We start from the raw sequence: 21,691 nt of genomic DNA, 5'->3' as shown, positions 1-21,691 counted from the left end.
GAGAGACGGGAGCAGAGAGGGGGGAGCCTGGCGGGGCGGCCGCCGCGCTGCGGCCGCCCCGTCACGAGCGGGTCAGCCGCCGATGAAGGCGGTGTACTCGTCCGCGCTGAGCAGTTCGTCGGTGGACTCCACCTGGACCTTGAACAGCCAGCCGCCCTCGAACGGGGCGCTGTTGACCAGGCTGTTGTCGTCCAGGACGTCCTGGTTGATCTCGACGATCTTCCCGGTCACCGGGGAGAACAGGTCGCTGACCGACTTGGTGGACTCCAGCTCGCCACAGGACTCGCCCGCGGTCACGTCGGCGCCGACCTCGGGCAGCTGCACGTAGACGATGTCACCGAGCGCGTCGGCCGCGTGGGCGGTGATGCCGACGGTGGAGACACCGCCCTCGACGGCGGTCAGCCACTCGTGCTCCTTGGTGTACTGCAGGTGCTGGGGGTTGCTCATGGCGTCATTCTCCAGGATGGGAAGCGGGTACGACGAAGCGGGCCGCCGCACGGACGGCTTCGACGCGGATCAGGCGTGGTGCGGGCACGGGCCGGACCTGGATCAGGCGTGGCTCAAGCCCGGGTCCACCGGGTTTGCGGGAGGGCGGGGCCTCAGCGGGCGCGCTTGTAGAACGGCAGCGCCACGACCTCGACCGGCTCGTGCTTGCCGCGCACGTCCACCGCGACGGCGGTGCCGGGGGTGGCGTGGGCCGCGTCCACGTAGGCGATCGCGATCGGCCGGCCCAGGGTCGGGGACGGGGCGCCCGAGGTGATCCGGCCGATCGGGGCGCCGTCGGCGGAGACCACGGTGTACTCGGCGCGCGGGACGCGCTTGCCCTCGGAGACCAGACCGACCAGCACCCGCGGCGGGTTGGCCTCGGCCTCGGCGGCGGCCTTCTCCAGCGCCTTGCGGCCGACGAAGGCGCCCTCGTTGGTGGTCTTGTCGAAGCGCACGACCCGGCCCAGGCCCGCGTCGAACGGGGTCAGGTCGGTGGAGAGCTCGTGCCCGTACAGCGGCATGCCGGCCTCCAGGCGCAGCGTGTCGCGGCAGGACAGGCCGCACGGGACCAGGCCGCGGCCCTCGCCGGCGGCGGTCAGCGCCTGCCAGACCCCCTCGGCGTCGCCCGGGTTGCAGAAGATCTCGAAGCCGTCCTCGCCGGTGTAGCCGGTCCGGGCGAGCAGCACGTCGCGGCCGGCGACCTGGGCCGGGAGGATCGCGTAGTACTTCAGGCCGGGCAGGTCGGCGTCGGTGGTCCCGGCCAGGATCGCGGTGGCCTCCGGGCCCTGGACGGCGATCAGCGCGTAGGTGTCGCGGTCGTCCGTGACGACGGCGTCGAAGCCCTTGGCGCGGGCGATCAGCTCGTCCAGCACCAGCTGGGCGTTGGAGGCGTTGGCGACGACCAGGAAGGCGTCCTCGCGCAGGCGGTAGACGATCAGGTCGTCCAGGATGCCGCCGTCCTCGGCGCAGATCATGGTGTAGCGGGCGCGCAGCACGCCCAGCGCGGAGACGAAGCCGACCAGCGCGTGGTCCAGCATCTCGCCGGCCTGCTGGCCGGTGACGGTGATCTCGCCCATGTGGGAGAGGTCGAACAGCCCGGCCCGGGTGCGGACGGCGAGGTGTTCCTCGCGCTCGCTGCCGTAGCGCAGCGGCATGTCCCAGCCGGCGAAGTCGGTCATGGTCGCGCCGAGGGCGCGGTGCAGCGCGTCGAGCGCGGTGAGGCGGAGGGACGACATGGCCTGGAACTCCTCGGTCGGGGCACTCATGGGTGCACGCGCCGGAACCGGACCCGCTCGGGGGCCGACCCTGCGCGCGGGCATGCGGCGGCGTGGGTCTCCCCATCTGTCGTCGAACCTGAGAGCTTCACCGCCCACGCGCCCGCAGCTGTTTCCAGCATCCAGGACAGCATGGTGGCTTGCACCGTGGGTGGGCGCGCGACAGGGCCGTGCGCCACTTTCCAGATGTGCCTAACCCGTGCGGTAAGGGGGCCTGAGAGATTCCGGGGAGGAGTTGCTCCTTCGGCGCCGGCTGTGCCGCCTGACGGGGCACTCCGGGCTCTCCCGCGCGGGTTCGAGCGGCCGGTATGGAGTTGTCGGTCCGCCGGCGCGCCGCGCCGTCGAACGCGCACATCATGGCACGTCCGCGCCGACGACGGGAGAGGGGACCCGGTCACACCCCGCCACTTCGGACACAGCCCTAGACTGCTGCGCGTCGGCGCAGCAGAGGGCGGCCGACCGGCAGAGGGCGGATCAGGCGCGCATGGGGTACCCGGTGGAGCAGCAGCAGGGGTGGGGCGGGCCGGAGTCGGCGCCGCCGGGCGGCGGGTGGCCGGCCAACGAGCTGGAGCAGGTGCTGACCGCCGCGCTGGGCGACCCGGGTGCGACGCCGCGGGTGATCGAGGTGCTGGCCCGCAGCCAGGTGTGGATCCCGCTGCCGGCCGGCGGCGACCCGCAGGGGCCCGCGCTGGACCTGCCGACCATCGAGCTGGCCGGCGAGCCGTACGTGCCGGTGTTCTCCTCGCAGGAGGTGTTCCTGCGGCAGGCGCCGGGGATGGCCTTCGCGGTGGCGCCGGTCTGGGAGTTCGCCCGCGGGCTGCCGCTGGGCGTGGGCATCGCGGTCAACCCGGAGGCGGCGGTGGGCATCCCGGTGCCGCCGCAGGGTGTGGCGGAGCTGCGGCGCGGCCCGCGCGAGGAGCGCCTGGCCGACCAGGATCAGGGCCTGAACCAGGGACAGAACCAGGGCCGGGGACAGAACCAGGGCCAGGGCCCGGAGGCGCCGACCGGTGGCCGGGTGGCGCTGCGCGAGCCGGTGCCGGGGGAGGACCCGGAGCACTTCCTGGCCGCCTGCCGGGCCGAACTGTCCGCCCTGCCCGGAGTGTTGACGGCGCGCCGGGCGCTCGCCAGCATCGAGGGCGAGCCGACCGTGATGTTCGTGGGCGTCCAGCTGGACCAGACGGCCCCGGCCGACCCGGGCGCGGTGAACGAGGCGCTCGGCCGCGCGCTGGGAACCGCGCCGCTGCCGGGGGGCGTCCACCTCGTACTGCTCGATCTCGCCGATGACCCGGTGGTCGAGTGGCTGCTCACCCGGGTACTCCCTTTCTACGCGCGGGGTTGAGCGGGGTTCGTATCGGAGGCACGTCGCCGTGGCGGTGGTCGGTGCCGCGCCATAGGGTGCGTGCAGACGGCCGACGGGCCGGCAGGCTTGAGGAAAGAGGCGCGGCGAGGTGGGCGCATGAGTGCGGGAGCGGTAGCGGGCGGTGCACCGGGGCCCTGGGGCCAGGCACCCGCCGGGCGCCCCGGAGCGGATCCGGGCGCGCTGGAGCGCGCCCTGCGCGAGGTCGCGCCGGAGCGCTACGAGGCGTACGAGCAACTGCTGCACGCACTGGCCGACGGCCAGGTCTGGATGCTGCTGTGGCACGGCACGCCGGGCAGCGCGGACGCCCAGTACGGGAACATGGAGATCAGCGGCCACGGCTACGCGCCGGCCGTCACCTCGTCCGAGCAGCTGGCGTCGTCCGGCTGGGAGCGGGCCCACGAGGTCATCTCCGGGCGGGAGATCGCCGCTTCGCTGTACCGGACCCGCTGGGGCCTGTGGCTCAACCCGCACGCGCCCGGCGGCGGGGTCGGGGTGCCCTGGGCGGACCTGCGGCGGATCGCCGCGGGCCTGGAGCGGCTGCCGGCCGGGCCGTTGAAGCTGAGCGAGCCGCAGCTGAACGCCCAGCCGTTCTTCGCGCTGCTGGAGCGGCAGGCCGGTGAGGTGCGCGCGGTGCGGGCGCTGCGCCGGGCCTGGGTGCAGCCGGCCGTGGGGGAGCCGTACCTGGCGATCGGCCTGGAGCTGTACGAGAGTTCACCGCCGGCGGTGGAGGCCGTGCGGGCGCTGATGCAGCGGGCGATCGCGGTGGCCCCGGAGGGGCTGGCGGTGTCCACGGTGGCGATGGCGGACGAGTACGACCCGGTGGCGCTGTGGATGCGGGCCCACGCGCGCCCGTTCTTCGACCGGGAGGCGGGGCGGCCGCCGACCGGCCCGTACCCGCCGGTGCCGCCTCCGCCGTACCCCGCGCAGCAGGGGCCGGGCTACGGCTACGGCACGCAGCAGCCCGCGCCGGGCTGGACCGGGCAGCCGCAGCAGCCGTGGCCCGGATACCCGGGGCGCTGACAACCAAAACCTTTTTCCAGAAGCCGACTTGATCTTGCATCAGGTCGGCTTCGGTGCTTTCCGGGCGAACTTCCGGCCGTTACCGTCGATCACCTTGACATGCCAGTTGCGGCCGTGTGAAGAGGGATATGCCGAAGACGTAGGAGGTGCATGCGCACAGATCACAGTTGGGCATCTGTCGGTTGTCAGGGCTGGCGCAAGCCAGTTCGGATGGCAGAGAGTTCTGCGCAACGCACCGCGCGTACTGGGAACCCCACGAAGGTGAACGCGCACGCCGACCGCCAGAACCACGCGAAGCCCATCCCGCGTTGGGGCAGTACCCGTGCACGACGTACTGCCGCGAACACCCGTTCCAAGCACCTCCGCACGTCCGCAGCCGTACCGCCGAACCGGTGACCGGCGCCCGTGGGCCGGCCACCGTCGGCGAGGGGACCAACTGACCATGACCGCACCCATCGCAACCACCGGGAACGAACCGGAGGCACCCGCCCCCGCGAGCCCGGCCAAGAAGATCGAGGGCCGCTCCCTCGGCCAGATCGCCTGGACCCGCTTCAAGCGCGACAAACTCGCCGTCGCCGGCGGCGTCGTGGTGATCCTGCTGATCCTGCTGGCCGTACTGGCCAAGCCCATCGAGGCCCTGTTCGGCCTCGACCCCGACGCCCTGAACCAGGACCTGCTCGACGCCAACCTGGGCGGCATCCCGCTCGGTGACTGGGGCGGGATGAGCTGGGACCACCCGCTCGGCGTCGACCCGCTCCAGGGCCGCGACCTGCTCTCCCGCGTGATCGAGGGCTCCTGGGTCTCCCTGCTGGTCGCCTTCGGCGCGACCCTGCTGTCGAACACGATCGGCACCGTGCTCGGTGTCATGGCCGGCTACTACGGCGGCTGGGTGGACACCGTGATCAGCCGCATCATGGACGTCTTCCTCGCCTTCCCGCTGCTGCTCTTCGCCATCGCGATCTCGACCTCGCTGCAGGGCGGCGCGTTCGGCCTGCACGGCCTCCCGCTGCACATCATGGTGCTGATCTTCGTGATCGGCTTCTTCAACTGGCCCTACATGGGCCGGATCGTGCGCGGACAGACGCTGTCGCTGCGCGAGCGGGAGTTCGTCCACGCGGCCCGCAGCCTGGGCGCCCGCGGCCCGTTCATCCTGTTCAAGGAACTGCTGCCGAACCTGGTCGGTCCGATCCTGGTCTACTCGACCCTGCTGATCCCGACCAACATCCTCTTCGAGGCCGGCCTCAGCTTCCTCGGCGTCGGCATCCAGCCGCCGCAGGCCTCCTGGGGCGGAATCCTCCAGGACGCGATCAAGTACTACCAGGTGGACCCCCAGTACATGGTGGTCCCCGGTCTGGCGATCTTCCTCACCGTGCTCGCCTTCAACCTGCTCGGCGACGGGCTGCGTGACGCCCTCGATCCCAAGAGCAACTGACGCAACGTCAGGCCCTCCCTCCTTCCCATCCTCAAGGGGTTGATCTCACCCATGCGCAGGTCCCGTACCGTCGCCCTGACCGCGGCGGCAGCCGCCGCGGTCCTGATCGTGACCGGCTGCACCTCCGGCAGCAAGGGCTCCGGCTCGTCCTCCTCCGCCAGCGGCAGCAGCGCCGGTGGCGGCGGTGCCGACGCCGCCACCAAGGGCGTCGTCAACGCCTCGGACAAGAAGGGCGGGACGGTCACCTACGAGATGAAGGGCGCCCCGGACTCCTTCGACCCGGGCAACACGTACTACGCCTACATCTACAACTTCTCGCGCCTGTACGGGCGTCCGCTGACCACCTTCGCCCCGGGCGCCGGTTCGAACGGCAACAAGCTGGTCCCGGACCTCGCCGAGAGCCTGGGCAGGGTCAGCGCGGACGGCCTGACCTGGACGTACAAGCTGCGCGCGGGCCTGAAGTTCGACGACGGCACCGCGATCAGCTCCAAGGACGTCAAGTACGCCGTCGAGCGCTCCAACTTCGCGCCGGACGTGAACTCCAACGGCCCGACGTACTTCCACGACCTGCTGGTCGACAACGAGACCCCGTACCAGGGCCCGTACAAGGACAAGACCGGCGGCCTGAACTCGATCGAGACGCCGGACGACCAGACCATCGTCTTCCACCTGAAGCAGCCGTTCGCGGACTTCGACTACCTGGTCGGCTCCCCGCAGACCGTCCCGGTCCCGCAGGCCAAGGACGACGGCGCCGGCTACGTGAAGCACGTGGTCGCCTCGGGTGCCTACAAGTTCGAGTCCTACGAGGACGGCAAGCAGCTCACCCTGGTGCCGAACACCAACTGGGACCCGAGCACCGACCCGATCCGCAAGCAGCTCGCGGACAAGATCGTGGTCCGGATGGGCATGGAGCAGTCCACCATCGACAAGGACCTGATCGCGGGCAACGCCCAGGTGGACCTGGTCGGCAGCGGCGTCGACCCGCAGACCCAGGCGCAGATCCTGCAGAACCAGAAGCTCAAGGCGAACACCGACAACGCCTACGGCGGCCGCCTGGCGTACGTCGCGATCAACAGCAAGGTCGCGCCGTTCGACAACCTGGAGTGCCGCAAGGCCGTCCAGTACGCGATCGACAAGGTCTCCGTGCAGACCACGCTCGGCGGCCCGATCCGCGGCCAGATCGCCAACACGGTGATCCCGCCGGACGTCCCGGGCCACCAGGACTTCAACACCTGGGCGACCAACGGCAACAAGGGTGACGAGGCCAAGGCCAAGGACGCCCTCAAGGCCTGCGGCAAGCCCGACGGGTTCAGCACGGTGATCACCGCCCGCACCGAGCGCGACCCGGAGGTCCAGGCCGCGACCGCGATCCAGGCCGCGCTGAAGAAGATCAACATCAACGTCGAGATCCAGAAGTACGCGCAGGGCAAGTACTTCTCGGACGCCGCCGGTGTCCCGCAGTTCACCCAGGACCACAACATCGGTCTGATGATGATGCAGTGGAGCGCCGACTGGCCGACCGGCTACGGCTTCCTGCAGCAGATCTCCGACGGCCGCGCCATCAAGGCCTCCGGCAACAGCAACCTGGCCCAGCTGAACGACCCCGAGGTCAACAAGCTGCTCGACGACGCGATCACCAACACCGACCAGTCGGCGCGCGAGAAGATCTACGGCCAGATCGACAAGAAGATCATGGACCAGGCGGTCTACGTCCCGCTGACCTACTTCAAGGTCTTCCTGTACCGCCCGGACAACGCCACCAACCTGGTGTCCACCTCGGGCTTCTCGGGTGAGTACGACTACCTGAACATCGGCACCACCAAGTAAAGAGCCTGGCTCCACATCCCTGAAGGCAGGTGAAGGCAGCGGCCGCCCGCCGCCGTCCGGAAGACCCCGGACGGCGGCGGGCCGCCGGAGCCGCCCAACTGTGTTTGCCTACATCATCCGCAGGATCTTCGCGGCAGTCGTGCTGCTGCTGGTGGTCAGCGCGGTCACCTTCGCGATCTTCTTCCTGCTCCCGCGCATCGCCGGCGAGACCACCGACCAACTGGCCACGCAGTACGTCGGGAAGAACCCCTCGCCCGAGGCGATCGCCGCGGTCAAGAAGAACCTCGGGTTCGACCAGCCGCTGTACACCCAGTACTGGAACTTCCTCAAGGGCCTGGTCAGTGGCGCCGAGTACAAGTTCGGCCCGGACCCGGTCACCTGCCACGTACCGTGCTTCGGCTACTCCTTCAAGAACCACCTGGAGGTCTGGCCCGAGCTGATCAAGCGCGTCCCGATCACCCTCTCGCTCGCCGTCGGCGCGGCCGTGCTCTGGCTGGTCTCCGGCGTCGCCACCGGCGTCGTCTCCGCGCTCAAGCCGCGCTCGGTCTTCGACCGGATCGCCATGGGCATCTCCCTCGCCGGCGTCTCGCTGCCGGTCTTCTTCACCGGCGCGGTGCTGCTCACGCTGTTCAGCTACGAGTGGCCGATCCTGGACAACCTCCAGTACGTCGACTTCGCCGACGACCCGCTGATGTGGGCCCGCAACCTGATCCTCCCGTGGATCTCGCTGGCCTTCCTCTACTCCGCGCTCTACGCCCGGCTCACCCGCGCCGGAATGCTGGAGACCATGAGCGAGGACTACATCCGCACCGCCCGGGCCAAGGGCCTGGTCGAGCGCAAGGTCGTCGCCCGGCACGGACTGCGCGCCGCGCTGACACCCGTCATCACCATCTTCGGCATGGACCTCGGCCTGCTCCTCGGCGGCGCCCTCATCACCGAGCAGGTCTTCTCGCTCCAGGGCGTCGGTGCCTTCGCCGTCCAGGCGATCGCCGACAACGACCTGCCCAAGATCCTCGGCGTCACCCTGCTCGCCGCCTTCTTCATCGTCGCCTGCAACCTCGTGGTCGACCTCCTGTACGCACTCGTCGACCCCCGGGTGAGGCTCTCGTGACCGAGCTCCAGAAGACCGAGGCGGTCGCCGCCCAGGCCCCGTCCGGCGACCCCTTCCTCTCCGTCCGCGACCTGCGGATCCACTTCGACACCGACGACGGCCTGGTCCGCTCGGTGGACGGGGTCAGCTTCGACCTGCACAAGGGCCGCACCCTCGGCATCGTCGGCGAGTCCGGCTCCGGCAAGTCCGTCACCTCGCTCGGCATCATGGGCCTGCACCGCACCAAGCGGGCCCGGATCACCGGCGAGATCCGGCTGGACGGCGAGGACCTGATCGCGGCCGGCCCCGAACGGGTGCGCCAACTGCGCGGCCGCGAGATGGCGATGATCTTCCAGGACCCGCTGACCGCGATGCACCCCTACTACACCGTCGGCGCGCAGATCGTCGAGGCGTACCGGGTGCACCACCCCCAGGCGTCCAAGAAGCAGGCCCGGGCCCGCGCGGTCGAGATGCTCGACCGGGTCGGCATCCCGCAGCCCGACCGCCGGGTGGACGACTACCCGCACCAGTTCTCCGGCGGCATGCGCCAGCGCGCCATGATCGCCATGGCGCTGGTCAACGACCCCTCGCTGCTGATCGCCGACGAGCCCACCACCGCCCTGGACGTCACCGTCCAGGCGCAGATCCTGGACCTCATCCGCGACCTCCAGGAGGAGTTCGGCTCGGCCGTCATCATCATCACCCACGACCTCGGGGTGGTCGCCGAACTGGCCGACGACATCCTGGTCATGTACGGCGGCAAGTGCATCGAGCGAGGCCCCGCCGAGACCCTCTTCGACGCGCCTGAACACCCCTACACCTGGGGCCTGCTGGGCTCCATGCCGCGCCTGGACCGCGAACTCCAGGACCGCCTCGTCCCGGTCAAGGGCACCCCGCCCAGCCTGATCAACGTGCCGTCCGGCTGCGCCTTCCACCCGCGCTGCCCGTACGCCGACCGGACCGGCGGGCGCTCCATGAGCGAGCTCCCGGTGCTGGCCGAAGCCTCGCCCGGCCACTACGCGGCCTGCCACCTCCCGGCCGCCGAACGGCACCGCATCTTCGCCGAAGAGATCGCGCCCCGGCTGTGAGCCCGGCCTCGTACCACCTTTCTGGAGAGAACCGATGACGGACACTCAGGCGGCGACGGCCACCGCGCCCGCGCCCGCCCCCGACCGCGAGCCGCTGCTCCGGGTGACCGGCCTGACCCGGCACTTCCCGATCCGCGGCGGGCTGCTGCGCCGCCAGACCGGCGCGGTGCGGGCCGTCGACGGCATCGACTTCACCGTCAACGCCGGTGAGACGCTCGGGGTCGTCGGCGAGTCCGGCTGCGGCAAGTCGACGATGGGCCGACTGGTCACCCGGCTCGACGAACCGACCGGCGGGAAGGTCGAGTTCGAGGGCACCGACATCACGCACCTGGGCGTCGGCGCGATGCGGCCGCTGCGCCGCGACATCCAGATGATCTTCCAGGACCCGTACTCCTCGCTCAACCCGCGGCACACCGTCGGCACCATCGTCGGCGCGCCGTTCCGGTTGCAGAAGGTGGAGCCCGAGGGCGGCACCAAGAAGGCCGTCCAGGAACTGCTGGAACTGTGCGGGCTCAGCCCCGAGCACTACAACCGCTACCCGCACGAGTTCTCCGGCGGCCAGCGCCAGCGCATCGGCATCGCCCGGGCACTCGCCCTCCGGCCGAAGATGATCATCGCGGACGAGCCGGTCTCCGCCCTGGACGTCTCCATCCAGGCCCAGGTGGTCAACCTGCTGGACGACCTCCAGCGCGAACTCGGCCTGACCTACCTGATCATCGCGCACGACCTCTCGGTGGTCCGGCACGTCTCGGACCGGGTCGCGGTGATGTACCTCGGCAAGATCGTCGAGATCGCCGACCGCGACTCGCTCTACGCGAGCCCGCTGCACCCGTACACCAACGCGCTGATGTCCGCGGTGCCGGTGCCCGACCCGCGCCGGCGCCAGCGGGCCGGCCGCGAGCGGATCCTGCTCACGGGCGACGTCCCCTCGCCGATCAACCCGCCCAGCGGCTGCCGCTTCCGCACCCGCTGCTGGAAGGCCCAGGACGTCTGCGCAAGCCAGGAGCCGCCGCTGACGGCGCTGAAGACCGGGCACGAGGTGGCGTGCCACTTCCCCGAGCCGGGCGAGGGGAACTAGGGCGCGGGTGGGGCGTCGGCCCGCACGCGCGATGCGCCGCACCGGAACACCGGCTTTGATCAGCCGGTCGTTCCGGTGCGGCGCATCGTGGCGTCCGGGACCCTCATCCCGGTCGGGGTGGTGAGGTTCTGATCACGCGTCAGGGTCGGCGCCCTGGCCGGCGGGCAGCCGGGTCGCCGCGGGCATCGCGAGACCGGCCGCGAGGAAGACGGCCGCCAGCGCCACCCACCCGTACTGACCGGCCCCGACGACCGCGACCAGGGCGACCGGCGCGGCCACGTTGGCGGCTCCGCGGCCGATGGCCAGGACTCCCTGGTACTGGCCGGTGGCGTGCTCGGGAGCGAGCTGGAAGCTGAGCCCCCATTCGCCGGAGACCTGGTACATCTCCCCCCACGTGTGGGCGATCATCCCCAGGCCGAGGACGGCCGTCGCGACCAGGGTGTTCCCCCACCCGGCGGCGCCGTACAGCAGGCAGGCGCAGCCGAGGAAGAACCCGCCGAGGCGGGAGATCCGCCCCCACAGGCCCGGGGTGGTGTCGTTGCCCTTGGAGCTCACCTGGACCTGGAAGATCACCACCAGGACCGTGTTCAGGACGATCAGGGCGCTGAACAGCCAGGCGGGTGCCTTGGTGTGGGTGACCAGCCACAGCGGAACGGCGATCTCCATGAGGGCGCCGTTCAGCGACAGCACGGCGTTCAGCCCGGTGAACCGCAGGTACCGGAGGTCCTTGAGCGCCGCCCCCAGCGGCCGCTTCTCGCTGTGCGCGGGAGGCGGGTGCCGCACGGGCATCCGGTTCAGCACGAGGGCCGACCCCGCGTAGGCCAGCGCCGCGACGACCACCATCGCCTCGTACGCGGCCCGGGTGTCCAGGTACAGGGCCAGGCCGGCGGCTCCCGCACCGAGTGAGATCCCGACGTTGCTCACGACCTGCTGGTGCGCGCGTGCGGTCACCCGCTCCTCGGCCGAGGCGATCAGGGCCACCAGGGCGGGCAGGACCGTGCGGCAGCCCCGCTGCACGATGCCCACCGCGCACGCCGTGACGGCGAACGGCCAGAAGGAACCGACGGCCAGGTAGCACAGCACCGCCGGCCCCGCGGCGACGGTGAGGACGAGCAGGACCCGCCGCGGCCCGATGCGGTCGGAGAGGTGTCCGATCGGCAGGGCCGCCAGCAGGCCGGCCAGGCTGGCGACCGTGAGCCCGATGCCCACGTCCACCATCCGCAGACCCACCACCCGGGTGAAGAACAGCACGCTGACGGTGGCGAACAGCCCGTCCCCGAGGGTGGTCAGGAACGTGGACAGCGTCAGTCCGCGCACCGGCCCGGCCGGCGGGACCGCCCTGGCGAGGGCCAGCCGGGCAGCGCTCGTCCGGCTCGGGGGAGCCGTGGTATCCGTTTTCGTCACGTGGCGGCAGCCGCCTGGAAGGTGACCGGCAGCGTCGCCAGGTAGCGCATGGTCGCGGTGCGCTGGCGCAGCGGCTCCCCGGCCGTCCGCAGGCGTGTGGGGCGCCGCAGAATGGCCTTGATCAGCGCCTGCAACGTCACCTGGGTGAACAGGTTTCCGACGCAGGTGTGCGGGCCCCGGCCGAATGCCATGTGCTGGTTCGGTGTCCGGTCCAGAATGATTTCGTCGGGGCGCGTGAATTTTTCGGGATCGCGGTTTGCCGCGCCGAAAAGCACCACGACGACGTCTCCGCGCTTGAGCTGGACGGACCCGATGACGACGGGCTCGGTGACGATGCGGCTGGTCCCCTGAACCGAGGCGTCGTAGCGCATGAGTTCGTCGAAACCACTCGACAGCAGCGCCGGGTCGCGCATCGCCTCGAATTTGTCGGGGTTCTCCAGAAGCGCCAGCATGGCATTTCCGGCACCGGCGACGATCGAGCTGTAGCCGGATTGGAAGACGACTCGCACGGTGTTCCGGACGAAGGAGTCGGCGACATCCACCTCGGCGCGGTTGCCGGCGACATGGGCCAGCAGTCCGGGGCGCGGATTGGCCGTGAACCAGGACTCGACCATTTCGCTCAGCTGCCCGCGCGCCTCGATGCCGAGTTTCCTGAGTTCCACACCGGTCTCGATTCCGTCCCCGGCGGTTTCGGGCGCCAATCCGGCGTCCATGCTCCGCACGATGGCGTCCGATATCGCGGCGAAGGTCCTGACGTCCGGCTGCTCGATGCCCATGAGCTCCGAGATGGTCGCCAGGGCGAGCGGCTCGACGACCTCCGACATGAGGTCGAACTCCGCCCTGCCCTCCAGTCCGTCGAGCAGCGACCCGACGAGGGCCTCGCCCTGCTCGCCGACGGCCTCCAGGTCCTGGGCGCGCAGGGCGTTCATGAAGAGGCTGCGGAGCGGCCCGTGGTCCGGCGGGTCGAGGGTCTGCAGGCTCAGCCACGGCTCGGAGACCGACTCGCCGGCACGCCGCCAGTCCGTCGCGAACACCGCGGGGTCCTGCAGCACCATCTGGCAGTCGCGGTACCGGGTCAGCACCCAGCTCTGCATCTTCTCGTGCCAGTGCACGGGCTCCGACGCGCGCAGCTCCGCGTAGACCGAATAGGGATCGGCGAGCGTGGAGCTGTCGAGGGGGTCATAGCGGACCGGGAGTTTCATGGACAATTCCTAGGATTCTTGAACGGCCTGCCTGTGAGGCCCATGTTCTCGCTGGGCCAAGAGCGTGCGCCGGACCCGGACGCATCCGGGTCCGGCGCCAATTCTCGCCGACGATACCGGGCTCTGCCGCGGTTCGGGCAATATAATTAGTCGTTGTAACGCATGGAAATTCACCTACCCGAGCTAAATGTCCTGGCCATTGGCGCACGGACTGTCGACGTTCGGACATCGGGGATGCCGGTGCAATCGGCATCAGGGATTTCAGTCGTTGTAGCGCACGGAAGTCTCCTCTCCGGTTGTTCATGTTCGAAGCCCCAGTGCTTCTCTCGATGGAAATGAAACTACCACCGCCATTCGGCCTCGTCCATGAGTTATTTCCGGGATCAATTTCCCAAACCAGCCAACCCGGGCAAAGGGTGCATCGAATTCGGGAGGGAAATGCGAATTGTATTCTCCATACCGTACGACCCGCAGTATTTCGCGAATATGTCGAAATTTGGTGTTCACGTCAACTCTGCGCAGAGTGTCCGGACCGGCGGCGGTCGTCGCCCGGGCCCGCGCGTCCGAGGAGGGGCCCCGGACCGCGGCCGCACGCGGAGGGGGGGAGGGTTCCGAACGGGTCATAGTTGTTCGGTGACCTCGCAGATCTTCCCCTCCGACGTGCAGCAGTCGCTGGACCTCGTCGGCATCTTCGTCTTCGCCCTCTCCGGAGGGCTGCTCGCCGTCCGCAAGAACATGGACATCTTCGGCATCGGGGTGCTGGCCGAGGTCACCGCGCTCGGCGGCGGCGTGATCCGGGACCTGGTGATCGGGGCGACGCCCGTCGCGGCGTTCAGCAACCTCGGGTACTTCATCACCCCGCTGATCGCCGCGCTGGTGGTGTTCTTCCTGCACCCCGAGGTCGAGCGGATCAACCGGGCGGTGCAGACCCTGGACGCCCTCGGCCTCGGCCTGTTCTGCGTCACCGGCACCGCCAAGGCGCACGACTTCGGGCTCGGCGCGGTGTCGGCCGTCGCCCTCGGCATGGTCACCGCGGCCGGCGGCGGGGTGATCCGCGACGTGCTGGCCGGCGAGATCCCCTCGCTGCTGCGCTGGGACCGGGAGATCTACGCCGTCCCGGCCCTGGTCGGCGCCGCCCTGGTGGCGGTGCTGATCGGCGTCGACCGGCTGACCGGCGCCACCGGCACCGCCGCCGCGCTCACCGCCTTCGGGCTGCGGATGCTCGCGCTGAAGTACGGCTGGCGCGCCCCGCGGGCCTGGCGCCGCAACGGTTCTCGCACCAGCGAGGAGTAGGCGAGCCGCCGTACGCGAGCGAGATGGCCTCCGCCGTGCAGAGCAGTTCCGGCACCATCCGGGCGAGTTCGGCCGGCGGCACCTGGCTCGCCGGGGCGCTCAGCGCGCAGGCCGCGACCGTCCGGCCGCCGCTGCCCGCCACCGGCGCGGCCACGCAGGTCACCGGCTCCCGGTGCTCGGCCGACTCGGCCGCCCAGCCTCGCAGCCGTACCGCCGCCAGTTCGGCCGGCAACTCCTCGGCGGGGGTACCGTCCTCGGGCAGCCCGGCCAGCAGCACCCGGCCGATCGCCGTCCCGCCGGCCGGCGCCCGCCGCCCGATCCGGGACGCCCGGGCGGCGCCCGGCCCGGCCCAGCTGCCGGCCACCTCGTCCAGGTACAGCACCTCGCCGTCCTGGAGCACGGCCAGCTGGACGGTGTAGCCGCAGCGCGCGTTGAGCGCCGCCAGGTACGGCGCGGCGACCTGCCGGACGTCGATCTCCTCCAGCGCCCGGTGGGCCAGCGAGAGCACCCGGCCGCCGAGGCGGTAGCGCAGGTCGGGCTGGCGCTGCGCGAAGCCGTGCTCCTCCAGGGTGCGCAGCAGCCGCAGCGCGGTGGACTTGTGCACCCCGATGCTGGTCGCGGCCTGCTCCAGGGTGACCGGTCCGTCGCCGAGCGACCCGAGCAGGGTCAGGGCGCGGTCGACCGACTGCGACATGGCGCACCGCTCCTGTCCGCGCCGATGGGAAGTGAGAGTGGGACGTGATCCCGGGCCGTGCCCGCGGGCCGGGCCGGGGCCCGTCCGCGGGAGGCGTCCGTCAGGCTAACCGCTCGGCCGCGCGCCGGGTCAAACGGGTGCCGGACACCGGTGTCCGGTGGGCGCGCGGTCCGGGAACCGCCCGGGTGACGCCCGGGAGTCGTCCGGTGGCCGCCCGGTGGCCGGATCGGTGCGCACACCGGGACGGGGCCCGGGGAGCGCCCTCTACAATCGGATGGTTATGCCATACCTGGACCATGCGGCGACCACGCCGATGCTGCCCGAGGCGATCGCCGCGATGTCGGCGCACCTGGGGGTGGTCGGCAACGCCTCGTCCCTGCACGCGGCCGGCCGCCGGGCCCGCCGGGTGGTCGAGGAGGCCCGCGAGTCGCTGGCCGACTCACTGGGCGCCCGCCCGAGCGAGATCGTGCTCACCGGCGGGGGCACCGAGTCCGACAACCTCGCCGTCAAGGGCCTGTACTGGGCCCGCCGGGACGCCGACCCGGCCCGCACCCGGGTGCTGTGCAGCCCGGTCGAGCACCACGCGGTGCTGGACGCGGTGCACTGGCTCTCCGAGCACGAGGGCGCCGACGTCGAGTACCTGCCGGTCGACCCGCTCGGCCGGGTGCACCCGCAGGCGCTGCGCGAGGCCATCGAGCGGGACCCGTACTCGGTCGCGCTGGTCACCGTGATGTGGGCCAACAACGAGGTCGGCACCGTCCAGCCGGTGCATGAACTCGCCGCCGTCGCCGCCGAGTACGGCATCCCGATGCACGCCGACGCGGTGCAGGCGCTCGGGCAGGTCCCGGTCTCCTTCGCCGGGTCGGGGCTCACCGCGCTCACCGTCACCGGGCACAAGATCGGCGGCCCGTTCGGCATCGGCGCGCTGCTGCTCTCGCGCGGTGCCGCGCCCGTCCCGCTGCTGCACGGCGGCGGCCAGGAACGCGACGTCCGCTCCGGCACCCTGGACGCGCCCGCCGCCGCCGGCTTCGCCGCCGCCGCGGCCCTCGCGGTCGAGCGCCAACCGGAGCACGCGGTCGTGCTCGGCGCGCTGCGCGACGAGCTGATCGCCGCCGTGCTGGCCGCCGTCCCCACCGCGGTGCTCAACGGCGACCCGGCCGCCGAGGGGCGGCTGCCCGCCAACGCGCACTTCTCCTTCCCCGGCTGCGAGGGCGACGCGCTGCTGATGCTGCTCGACGCCCAGGGCATCGAGTGCTCCACCGGCTCGGCCTGCTCGGCCGGGGTGCCGCAGCCCAGCCACGTGCTGCTCGCGATGGGCGTCGACCCGGCGCTGGCCCGGGCCTCGCTGCGGTTCTCGCTCGGGCACACCTCGGTGCGCGAGGACGTGGCGGCGCTGGTCGAGGCCATCGCCCCGGCCGTCCAGCGGGCCCACAACGCGGGGCTGGCCTCGGTGCGGAGGTAGTTCCTTCGCGCGGCCGGGCATGGACGGCGGCCCCGTACTCTTGTAGTCACCATGACTGACTTCCCGGGTGCCCCGACCGCTCCGTCCACCGGCCGTCTGCGCGTGCTCGCGGCGATGTCCGGCGGCGTCGACTCCGCCGTCGCCGCCGCCCGCGCCGCCGAAGCGGGGCACGAGGTGACGGGCGTCCACCTGGCGCTGTCCGCCAACCCGCAGTCCTTCCGTACCGGGGCCCGCGGCTGCTGCACCATCGAGGACTCCCGGGACGCGTGGCGGGCGGCCGACGTGATCGGCATCCCGTTCTACGTCTGGGACCTCGCCGAGCGCTTCCGCGAGGACGTCATCGACGACTTCGTCGCCGAGTACGCGGCCGGCCGCACCCCCAATCCCTGCCTGCGCTGCAACGAGAAGATCAAGTTCGCCGCGCTGCTCGACAAGGCGATCGCGCTCGGCTTCGACGCGGTCTGCACCGGCCACTACGCCCGGATCGTCGACCTGCCGTCCGGGGAGCGCCAGCTGCACCGCGCGGTCGACGCGGCGAAGGACCAGTCGTACGTCCTCGGCGTGCTCGACGCCGACCAGCTCGCCCACTCCCTGTTCCCGCTCGGCGACACCACCAAGGACGTCATCCGCGAGGAGGCCGAGCGCCGCGGCCTGGCCGTCGCCAAGAAGCCGGACAGCCACGACATCTGCTTCATCGCCGACGGCGACACCCAGGGCTTCCTGGCGAAGCACCTCGGCACCGCCACCGGCGACATCCTCGACGCCGACGGCACCAAGCTCGGCGAGCACGACGGCGCGTACGGCTTCACCATCGGCCAGCGCAAGGGCCTGCGGATCGGCCGCCCGGCGGCGGACGGCAAGCCCCGCTACGTCCTCGACATCTCGCCGGTGAACAACACCGTCACGGTCGGCCCGCTGGAGGGTCTGGACGTCACCGGGCTCACCGCGATCCGGCCGCGCTGGTGCGGCACCGAGCCGCTCGCCGACGGCCGGTACACCGCCCAACTGCGCGCCCACGGCGAGGAGGTGCCGGTGAGCGCGTCGGTCGTGGACGGTGAGCTGCGGGTGCAGCTGGACAGCGCGGTGCGCGGCATCGCCCCCGGCCAGGCCGTCGTGCTGTACGACGGCACCCGGGTGGTCGGCTCCGCCACCATCGCCAGCACCGAGCGCCCGGCCGTCCGGGCGTAGTCCGGTTTCCCGGGCCCGGCCGTCCGGTGCGGACGGCCGGGCTGTTCAGTGCTGCGGAACGGGGTTGTCCGGGGAGTCCAGCCACACGCGCTGGCCCGCCAAGGTGACCGTCGGGCCGAACCGGTCGTGGTCCGCCCACCACCGGTAGGCGGCTTCCAGTTCGTCCCAGAGGTTCCGGCGGCCGGACTGGTACACCTCGTACTCCGTGCGGTCCCGCTCGTCGTCGGCGGAGGCCCACGACAGGGTGTCGCGGCTGTCGAGCCACAGCGTGTATGCGCTGTTCTCGTAGCGCTCCGCCCGCCAGAACGTACCGGGTACGGCCGCCCCGATGACGAACTGTTCGAACCACCCGCCCGTGTCTGGAGGGGACAGGCTGATCGTCCACACTCAGCCGCCTCGGGTATACCGGGCGGCAGTTCCCCGAGGGCACGTGACCGCCCTCGGGGATGCCTCTGCTGTCACCGTGGATTGCGTTTGGCCGGTGGGTTACTGCCGTCGCCTGTGCCGCCGGCCCGGCGGCACGGGCGGGGGTCAGTGAGAGCGCTTGATCAGGACCAGGGCCGCGACGACGATGTGCAGCCCGGCAGCGGCGGATACCCCCAGGGCAGCCCAGACCCGGTCGGGATCGGGAACGGACGGCGGCGCGTCTTCGGGATCGAAACCGTCGTCCGGCGGCTGCCGGCTCACCGGGAGGTCGGCTTGGGCGTTGGGAGGTCGGCGTGCACGACCTTCCCGAACGGGCGGGGACTGACGCCCCAACGGCCCTGGGTGAGCCGGTGGACCATCGCCAAGCCTCGACCCGACGTGGCGTCGGGCCCGGCCTGGATCATCACGGGCATCGAGCAAGAGCCGTCACCGACGAGGATGCGGACGATTCGGTCGCTCGGGCGGCGCACGGCGACAATCATGCGTGTCTGACAGCCGGTCCTGACGGCGTTGGCGGCCAACTCGCTGGTGATCAGGGAGGCATCGTCCACCAGATCGTCCAGCCCCCACTCCCGCAGCTTCGCCGCGACGAACCGACGCGCGGCGCCCACCGACTCGGCCTGGTACGGCAGGCGGATGGTCGCCGGTGTGGTGAAGCGAGCGGTATCCGGTGTAGCGACGGCAGTCAGCAGCGTTTCCCCAGTGCAGCCGATCACGTTGGTCGGCAAAGCGGTGAGTGGAGACATCAAGATTCGCTCCCGTGGATGGATCAGGGCGGCTGATGCTCATTCAACGGTCACGTTGCGGTCGCAGGAGACTCCGATCCGGTGACTCCAAATCGGAGTCAGGGCTAGCACCGTGGACCTACGATCAGTACACGCTGTAAGGGGAGCGAGACCATGGGTGTTCAGCCGAGTGTGCGTGAAGTGGCCGCCGGGCTACTCCAGGACGAGCGTCTGCTGCGGGCGTGTGCGACCCGCGACATGGGCGCCGTATTCCGGCTCCTCAACGCGCGCGGCATCAGTACCCGGCGGATTGCAGCCGCTGTGGAGATCAGCCAGGGACGGCTTTACGACTACATGAACGGCAAGACCAGGGTCGAGAAGTTGGCGTTGTTCGAGCAGATCGCCGACGCCTTCCACATTCCGGGGCAACTGCTCGGTCTTGCCCGCAGGTCATGGGAGCCGGACGCCGCTCCTGGACCCTCGCCCCTTGCGCAGGCTTTACCGGAAGCCGACGGCGATGACCTGGCCACCGTGGATGCCTTTCGCCGTGCAGATCGGCAGGCGGGAGGTGGACGCCTGTACTCGGCTGTGGTTCACCATCTCTCCGGCAAGGTTGCGCCGCGTCTGGTCGATGTTGCGAGCGGCCCGCAGGTGTTCGCTGCTGCCGCTGCGCTCACTGAGATGGCCGGCTGGATGGCCCACGACTCCGGCCGTGACGACCTGGCCGCCCGGCACTTCGCTCGCGCGCTCCCTCTCGCCCGCGCCTCCGGCGATCTGCCGTTGATGGCACACGTAGCAGCCAGCACCAGCCACCTTTCCCTCCAGGCCGGCGATTCGGCGGAGGCCGTGCACTGGGCTACCGTCGGCATCGAAATAGCCTGCCAGGGCCCGCATCTGCCAGGCCTCATGGCTCGGCTGAACACCATGATGGCCCGAGCGTTGGCAGCCTCTCGGCAGCACGGTCCGGCGGCGCGCGCACTCGACCACGCTCACACCGCACTTGCGGTTGGAGCCGATGATGAGCATCCGTGGTTGAGCCCTTTCGACGACGCTACCCTCGCCAGCGAGTCCGCGTTGGCGTTCAGCGACCTGGGCCGCTCCAAGCATGCCCTTCGATGCGGCGAGCAGGCTGTGGTCCTACGGGAAGAAGGCCGCGCGCGTTCGCTCACATTCAGCCGCATCACCCTCGCACGCATCCACGCCGATTGCGGCGACTTGGACGCCGCAATCGGCGTCGGAACAGAACTTCTGACCACCAGCCCGACCCTCGGGTCCGTCCGGGTCGTCCATCAGATGGATGACCTCGGCGAACTCTTCGGGCGGTACCGCGAGTACGGCCCGGTGCGTGAATACCTGGCACGATTCGATGAGGCGCGCAGAGCCCGGCTGCTCCTGCTCGCCGACATCATCCCGTCGCCTCGGGGAGGTTCAACGTGAGACCCGCACCCACCGACACCGACGCCTGGCACGCCTACCTCGCGGAGGGCAATGCCCAGCAGGCTCGCAAGCGCGTCTCTGCGGACGTGATCCTGCGCGACCAGGCCGGTCGCATCCTGACCGTCAACCCGACCTACAAGGAGGGTTGGGACCTGCCCGGAGGGATGGCTGAGGCCAATGAGCCGCCGGACGAGGCCGCAGTGCGGGAACTGCGCGAGGAACTGGGCCTGGAGATCACCGTCCACCGCCTGCTGGTCGTGGACTGGGTTGCCCCGCACGGCCCGTGGGACGACCAGATCGCGTTCATCTTCGACGCGGGCACCCTCTCGTCCGACCTGGCCGCGCGGGTGCGGCCGCACGATGACGAACTGTCCGAGGCCGTCTTCCTGTCCGCGCCGGAGGTCGCCGACCGGCTGCGAACCCGCCAGCGGAACCGGCTGAACGCGGCGGTGAGAGCGATCGCGGATGGCGGCTCACGGTATCTGCGGGACGGGGTGGAGGCGTGGTGATGGATCCGGCACAGGAGAGGGACGGCCATGGTTGAGAACGGGCAGGCCAAGGGCACGGCGGGCTATCTCTTCGAGGCGGGGATGCTCAAGCGGGCGAAGCGGTCGGGCTGGTGGATCGCCGGAGTGAAGGATCCCGAGACGATCGCGGAGCACTCCTTCCGCACTGGTGTCGTCGGCGCGGTTCTCGCGATGATGGAGGGTGTGGACCCGGCCAAGGTCGCTCTGCTCTGCCTCTTCCACGACACGCAGGAGACCCGGATCGGCGACATCCCGCACGTCGGCCGGCGCTACCTGGACGCTGCCTCGAACGAGCGGGTGACTGCCGACCAGGTCAGTGCCGCGCACCCGGCTGTCGTCTCGGGTGTCCAGGCGATCGTGGCGGAGTACGAGAACGCGGACAGCCCGGAAGTCGGCGTGGCGCACGACGCGGACAAGCTCGAATGCCTGCTCCAGGCGGTCGAGTACCGCGAGCAGGGGTACCAGAACGTGCAGCCGTGGATCGACAGCAGTCTCGGCAGCCTCAAGACCGAATCCGCCCGCCAACTCGCCGAGGCGGCACTGTCGATGACCTCGCTGGAGTGGCAGCAGGTCTACCTCGCGTAGCGTGCATCCCGAACTCGTGAGCGAGCACTCACCGCAGTGAATCTATGACTGTCCGTCAAATTCGCTGATCTGTCGGCGTAAACTGCAATGGCC

At 70.8% G+C, this 21,691-nt stretch carries 21 protein-coding genes and 1 riboswitch; of the genes, 13 read left to right on the top strand and 8 right to left on the bottom strand.

The window, feature by feature from the left end:
• Positions 1–72 precede the first annotated feature (72 nt).
• Together gcvH and gcvT are read right to left on the bottom strand one after the other, a co-directional pair.
• Positions 73–447: a glycine cleavage system protein GcvH gene (gcvH, locus tag ABT015_RS30175; RefSeq protein ID WP_350884663.1), complete on the bottom strand. Its 375-nt coding sequence runs from the start codon at positions 445–447 to the stop codon at positions 73–75.
• 152 nt (positions 448–599) lie between these two features.
• On the bottom strand, positions 600–1,721 hold the full coding sequence (gcvT, locus tag ABT015_RS30170; RefSeq protein WP_350884661.1) for a glycine cleavage system aminomethyltransferase GcvT: 1,122 nt from the start codon (positions 1,719–1,721) through the stop codon (positions 600–602).
• A gap of 231 nt (positions 1,722–1,952) precedes the next feature.
• Positions 1,953–2,058, bottom strand: a riboswitch (glycine riboswitch).
• Between the two features lie 186 nt (positions 2,059–2,244).
• Between gcvT and ABT015_RS30165 the strand changes: the two genes are divergently transcribed.
• The 7 genes from ABT015_RS30165 to ABT015_RS30135 all read left to right on the top strand — a co-directional run bounded on the left by ABT015_RS30165 (position 2,245) and on the right by ABT015_RS30135 (position 10,655).
• Positions 2,245–3,099 carry an enhanced serine sensitivity protein SseB C-terminal domain-containing protein gene (locus tag ABT015_RS30165; RefSeq protein WP_350884659.1) on the top strand — a complete coding sequence of 285 codons (855 nt, stop codon included), beginning with the start codon at positions 2,245–2,247 and terminating at the stop codon, positions 3,097–3,099.
• A 117-nt stretch (positions 3,100–3,216) separates the two neighbouring features.
• Positions 3,217–4,140 (top strand): enhanced serine sensitivity protein SseB C-terminal domain-containing protein, encoded by a 924-nt coding sequence (locus ABT015_RS30160; RefSeq protein ID WP_350884657.1) that lies wholly within the window; start codon positions 3,217–3,219, stop codon positions 4,138–4,140.
• 442 nt (positions 4,141–4,582) lie between these two features.
• Positions 4,583–5,572, top strand: coding sequence for an ABC transporter permease (locus ABT015_RS30155; protein ID WP_350884655.1), 990 nt, complete (start codon positions 4,583–4,585; stop codon positions 5,570–5,572).
• A 51-nt stretch (positions 5,573–5,623) separates the two neighbouring features.
• On the top strand, positions 5,624–7,399 hold the full coding sequence (locus ABT015_RS30150; RefSeq protein ID WP_350884654.1) for an ABC transporter substrate-binding protein: 1,776 nt from the start codon (positions 5,624–5,626) through the stop codon (positions 7,397–7,399).
• A gap of 100 nt (positions 7,400–7,499) precedes the next feature.
• The gene (locus tag ABT015_RS30145; protein WP_350884652.1) at positions 7,500–8,510 is read left to right on the top strand and encodes an ABC transporter permease; all 1,011 of its coding nucleotides are present in this window, start codon (positions 7,500–7,502) and stop codon (positions 8,508–8,510) included.
• Entirely contained in the window at positions 8,507–9,577 is a 1,071-nt protein-coding gene (locus tag ABT015_RS30140) for an ABC transporter ATP-binding protein (RefSeq protein ID WP_350884650.1), read from the top strand. Before ABT015_RS30145 ends, ABT015_RS30140 begins: the two co-directional genes overlap by 4 nt.
• Before the next feature lie 34 nt (positions 9,578–9,611).
• Positions 9,612–10,655 carry an ABC transporter ATP-binding protein gene (locus ABT015_RS30135; protein WP_350884648.1) on the top strand — a complete coding sequence of 348 codons (1,044 nt, stop codon included), beginning with the start codon at positions 9,612–9,614 and terminating at the stop codon, positions 10,653–10,655.
• A gap of 132 nt (positions 10,656–10,787) precedes the next feature.
• Here the strand turns inward: ABT015_RS30135 and ABT015_RS30130 are convergent, their stop codons facing one another.
• Positions 10,788–12,059, bottom strand: a complete 1,272-nt coding sequence (locus ABT015_RS30130; protein ID WP_350884646.1) for an MFS transporter — start codon at positions 12,057–12,059, stop codon at positions 10,788–10,790.
• Positions 12,056–13,261 (bottom strand): cytochrome P450, encoded by a 1,206-nt coding sequence (locus tag ABT015_RS30125; RefSeq protein WP_350884644.1) that lies wholly within the window; start codon positions 13,259–13,261, stop codon positions 12,056–12,058. The genes ABT015_RS30130 and ABT015_RS30125 overlap by 4 nt, the downstream gene beginning before the upstream one ends.
• 633 nt (positions 13,262–13,894) lie before the next feature.
• On the opposite strand from ABT015_RS30125, the gene ABT015_RS30120 reads away from it, so the two are divergent.
• A complete protein-coding gene (locus tag ABT015_RS30120; RefSeq protein WP_350884642.1) occupies positions 13,895–14,554 on the top strand; it encodes a trimeric intracellular cation channel family protein in 660 nt (219 codons plus the stop codon).
• On the opposite strand, the gene ABT015_RS30115 is transcribed toward ABT015_RS30120, so the two are convergent.
• Complete coding sequence (locus ABT015_RS30115; RefSeq protein WP_350884640.1) at positions 14,460–15,248, bottom strand: IclR family transcriptional regulator; 789 nt, start codon at positions 15,246–15,248, stop codon at positions 14,460–14,462. The two genes, ABT015_RS30120 and ABT015_RS30115, sit on opposite strands and share 95 nt — an antisense overlap.
• A gap of 280 nt (positions 15,249–15,528) precedes the next feature.
• On the opposite strand from ABT015_RS30115, the gene ABT015_RS30110 reads away from it, so the two are divergent.
• Together ABT015_RS30110 and mnmA are read left to right on the top strand one after the other, a co-directional pair.
• On the top strand, positions 15,529–16,710 hold the full coding sequence (locus tag ABT015_RS30110) for a cysteine desulfurase family protein (protein WP_350884638.1): 1,182 nt from the start codon (positions 15,529–15,531) through the stop codon (positions 16,708–16,710).
• Positions 16,711–16,761: 51 nt separating this feature from the next.
• The gene (mnmA, locus tag ABT015_RS30105; RefSeq protein ID WP_350884635.1) at positions 16,762–17,898 is read left to right on the top strand and encodes a tRNA 2-thiouridine(34) synthase MnmA; all 1,137 of its coding nucleotides are present in this window, start codon (positions 16,762–16,764) and stop codon (positions 17,896–17,898) included.
• Positions 17,899–17,943: 45 nt separating this feature from the next.
• On the opposite strand, the gene ABT015_RS30100 is transcribed toward mnmA, so the two are convergent.
• The 3 genes from ABT015_RS30100 to ABT015_RS30090 form a co-directional block, all read right to left on the bottom strand.
• The gene (locus tag ABT015_RS30100) at positions 17,944–18,285 is read right to left on the bottom strand and encodes a hypothetical protein (RefSeq protein WP_350884633.1); all 342 of its coding nucleotides are present in this window, start codon (positions 18,283–18,285) and stop codon (positions 17,944–17,946) included.
• Positions 18,286–18,429: 144 nt separating this feature from the next.
• Positions 18,430–18,585: a hypothetical protein gene (locus tag ABT015_RS30095; protein ID WP_350884631.1), complete on the bottom strand. Its 156-nt coding sequence runs from the start codon at positions 18,583–18,585 to the stop codon at positions 18,430–18,432.
• Positions 18,582–19,070 carry an ATP-binding protein gene (locus ABT015_RS30090; protein WP_350884629.1) on the bottom strand — a complete coding sequence of 163 codons (489 nt, stop codon included), beginning with the start codon at positions 19,068–19,070 and terminating at the stop codon, positions 18,582–18,584. The genes ABT015_RS30095 and ABT015_RS30090 overlap by 4 nt, the downstream gene beginning before the upstream one ends.
• A gap of 153 nt (positions 19,071–19,223) precedes the next feature.
• On the opposite strand from ABT015_RS30090, the gene ABT015_RS30085 reads away from it, so the two are divergent.
• From ABT015_RS30085 to ABT015_RS30075, 3 genes are read left to right on the top strand one after another with little or no spacing between them, the layout of a single operon-like run.
• Complete coding sequence (locus tag ABT015_RS30085) at positions 19,224–20,486, top strand: helix-turn-helix domain-containing protein (RefSeq protein ID WP_350884626.1); 1,263 nt, start codon at positions 19,224–19,226, stop codon at positions 20,484–20,486.
• Positions 20,483–20,995 carry an NUDIX domain-containing protein gene (locus ABT015_RS30080; RefSeq protein ID WP_350884623.1) on the top strand — a complete coding sequence of 171 codons (513 nt, stop codon included), beginning with the start codon at positions 20,483–20,485 and terminating at the stop codon, positions 20,993–20,995. The genes ABT015_RS30085 and ABT015_RS30080 overlap by 4 nt, the downstream gene beginning before the upstream one ends.
• Before the next feature lie 27 nt (positions 20,996–21,022).
• Positions 21,023–21,598: an HD domain-containing protein gene (locus ABT015_RS30075; protein ID WP_350884621.1), complete on the top strand. Its 576-nt coding sequence runs from the start codon at positions 21,023–21,025 to the stop codon at positions 21,596–21,598.
• Positions 21,599–21,691: the final 93 nt, after the last annotated feature.

The sequence above is a fragment of the Kitasatospora sp. NPDC094016 genome, from assembly GCF_040304045.1.
Classification (GTDB): Bacteria; Actinomycetota; Actinomycetes; order Streptomycetales; family Streptomycetaceae; genus Kitasatospora.
The sequence above is the reverse complement of the archived record's forward strand: the minus strand, read 5'-3'. Positions and strand labels throughout refer to the sequence as shown.

What these genes read in the sequence shown, in the direction of transcription:
- ABT015_RS30155 (WP_350884655.1), top strand. Translation starts at nt 4,583, where the DNA reads ATGACCGCACCCATCGCAACCACCGGGAACGAACCGGAGGCACCCGCC.
- ABT015_RS30110 (WP_350884638.1), top strand. Translation starts at nt 15,529, where the DNA reads ATGCCATACCTGGACCATGCGGCGACCACGCCGATGCTGCCCGAGGCG.
- ABT015_RS30165 (WP_350884659.1), top strand. Translation starts at nt 2,245, where the DNA reads ATGGGGTACCCGGTGGAGCAGCAGCAGGGGTGGGGCGGGCCGGAGTCG.
- ABT015_RS30150 (WP_350884654.1), top strand. Translation starts at nt 5,624, where the DNA reads ATGCGCAGGTCCCGTACCGTCGCCCTGACCGCGGCGGCAGCCGCCGCG.
- gcvH (WP_350884663.1), bottom strand. Translation starts at nt 447, where the DNA reads ATGAGCAACCCCCAGCACCTGCAGTACACCAAGGAGCACGAGTGGCTG.
- ABT015_RS30115 (WP_350884640.1), bottom strand. Translation starts at nt 15,248, where the DNA reads ATGTCGCAGTCGGTCGACCGCGCCCTGACCCTGCTCGGGTCGCTCGGC.
- ABT015_RS30085 (WP_350884626.1), top strand. Translation starts at nt 19,224, where the DNA reads ATGGGTGTTCAGCCGAGTGTGCGTGAAGTGGCCGCCGGGCTACTCCAG.
- ABT015_RS30125 (WP_350884644.1), bottom strand. Translation starts at nt 13,261, where the DNA reads ATGAAACTCCCGGTCCGCTATGACCCCCTCGACAGCTCCACGCTCGCC.
- gcvT (WP_350884661.1), bottom strand. Translation starts at nt 1,721, where the DNA reads ATGTCGTCCCTCCGCCTCACCGCGCTCGACGCGCTGCACCGCGCCCTC.
- ABT015_RS30135 (WP_350884648.1), top strand. Translation starts at nt 9,612, where the DNA reads ATGACGGACACTCAGGCGGCGACGGCCACCGCGCCCGCGCCCGCCCCC.
- ABT015_RS30075 (WP_350884621.1), top strand. Translation starts at nt 21,023, where the DNA reads ATGGTTGAGAACGGGCAGGCCAAGGGCACGGCGGGCTATCTCTTCGAG.
- mnmA (WP_350884635.1), top strand. Translation starts at nt 16,762, where the DNA reads ATGACTGACTTCCCGGGTGCCCCGACCGCTCCGTCCACCGGCCGTCTG.
- ABT015_RS30090 (WP_350884629.1), bottom strand. Translation starts at nt 19,070, where the DNA reads ATGTCTCCACTCACCGCTTTGCCGACCAACGTGATCGGCTGCACTGGG.
- ABT015_RS30160 (WP_350884657.1), top strand. Translation starts at nt 3,217, where the DNA reads ATGAGTGCGGGAGCGGTAGCGGGCGGTGCACCGGGGCCCTGGGGCCAG.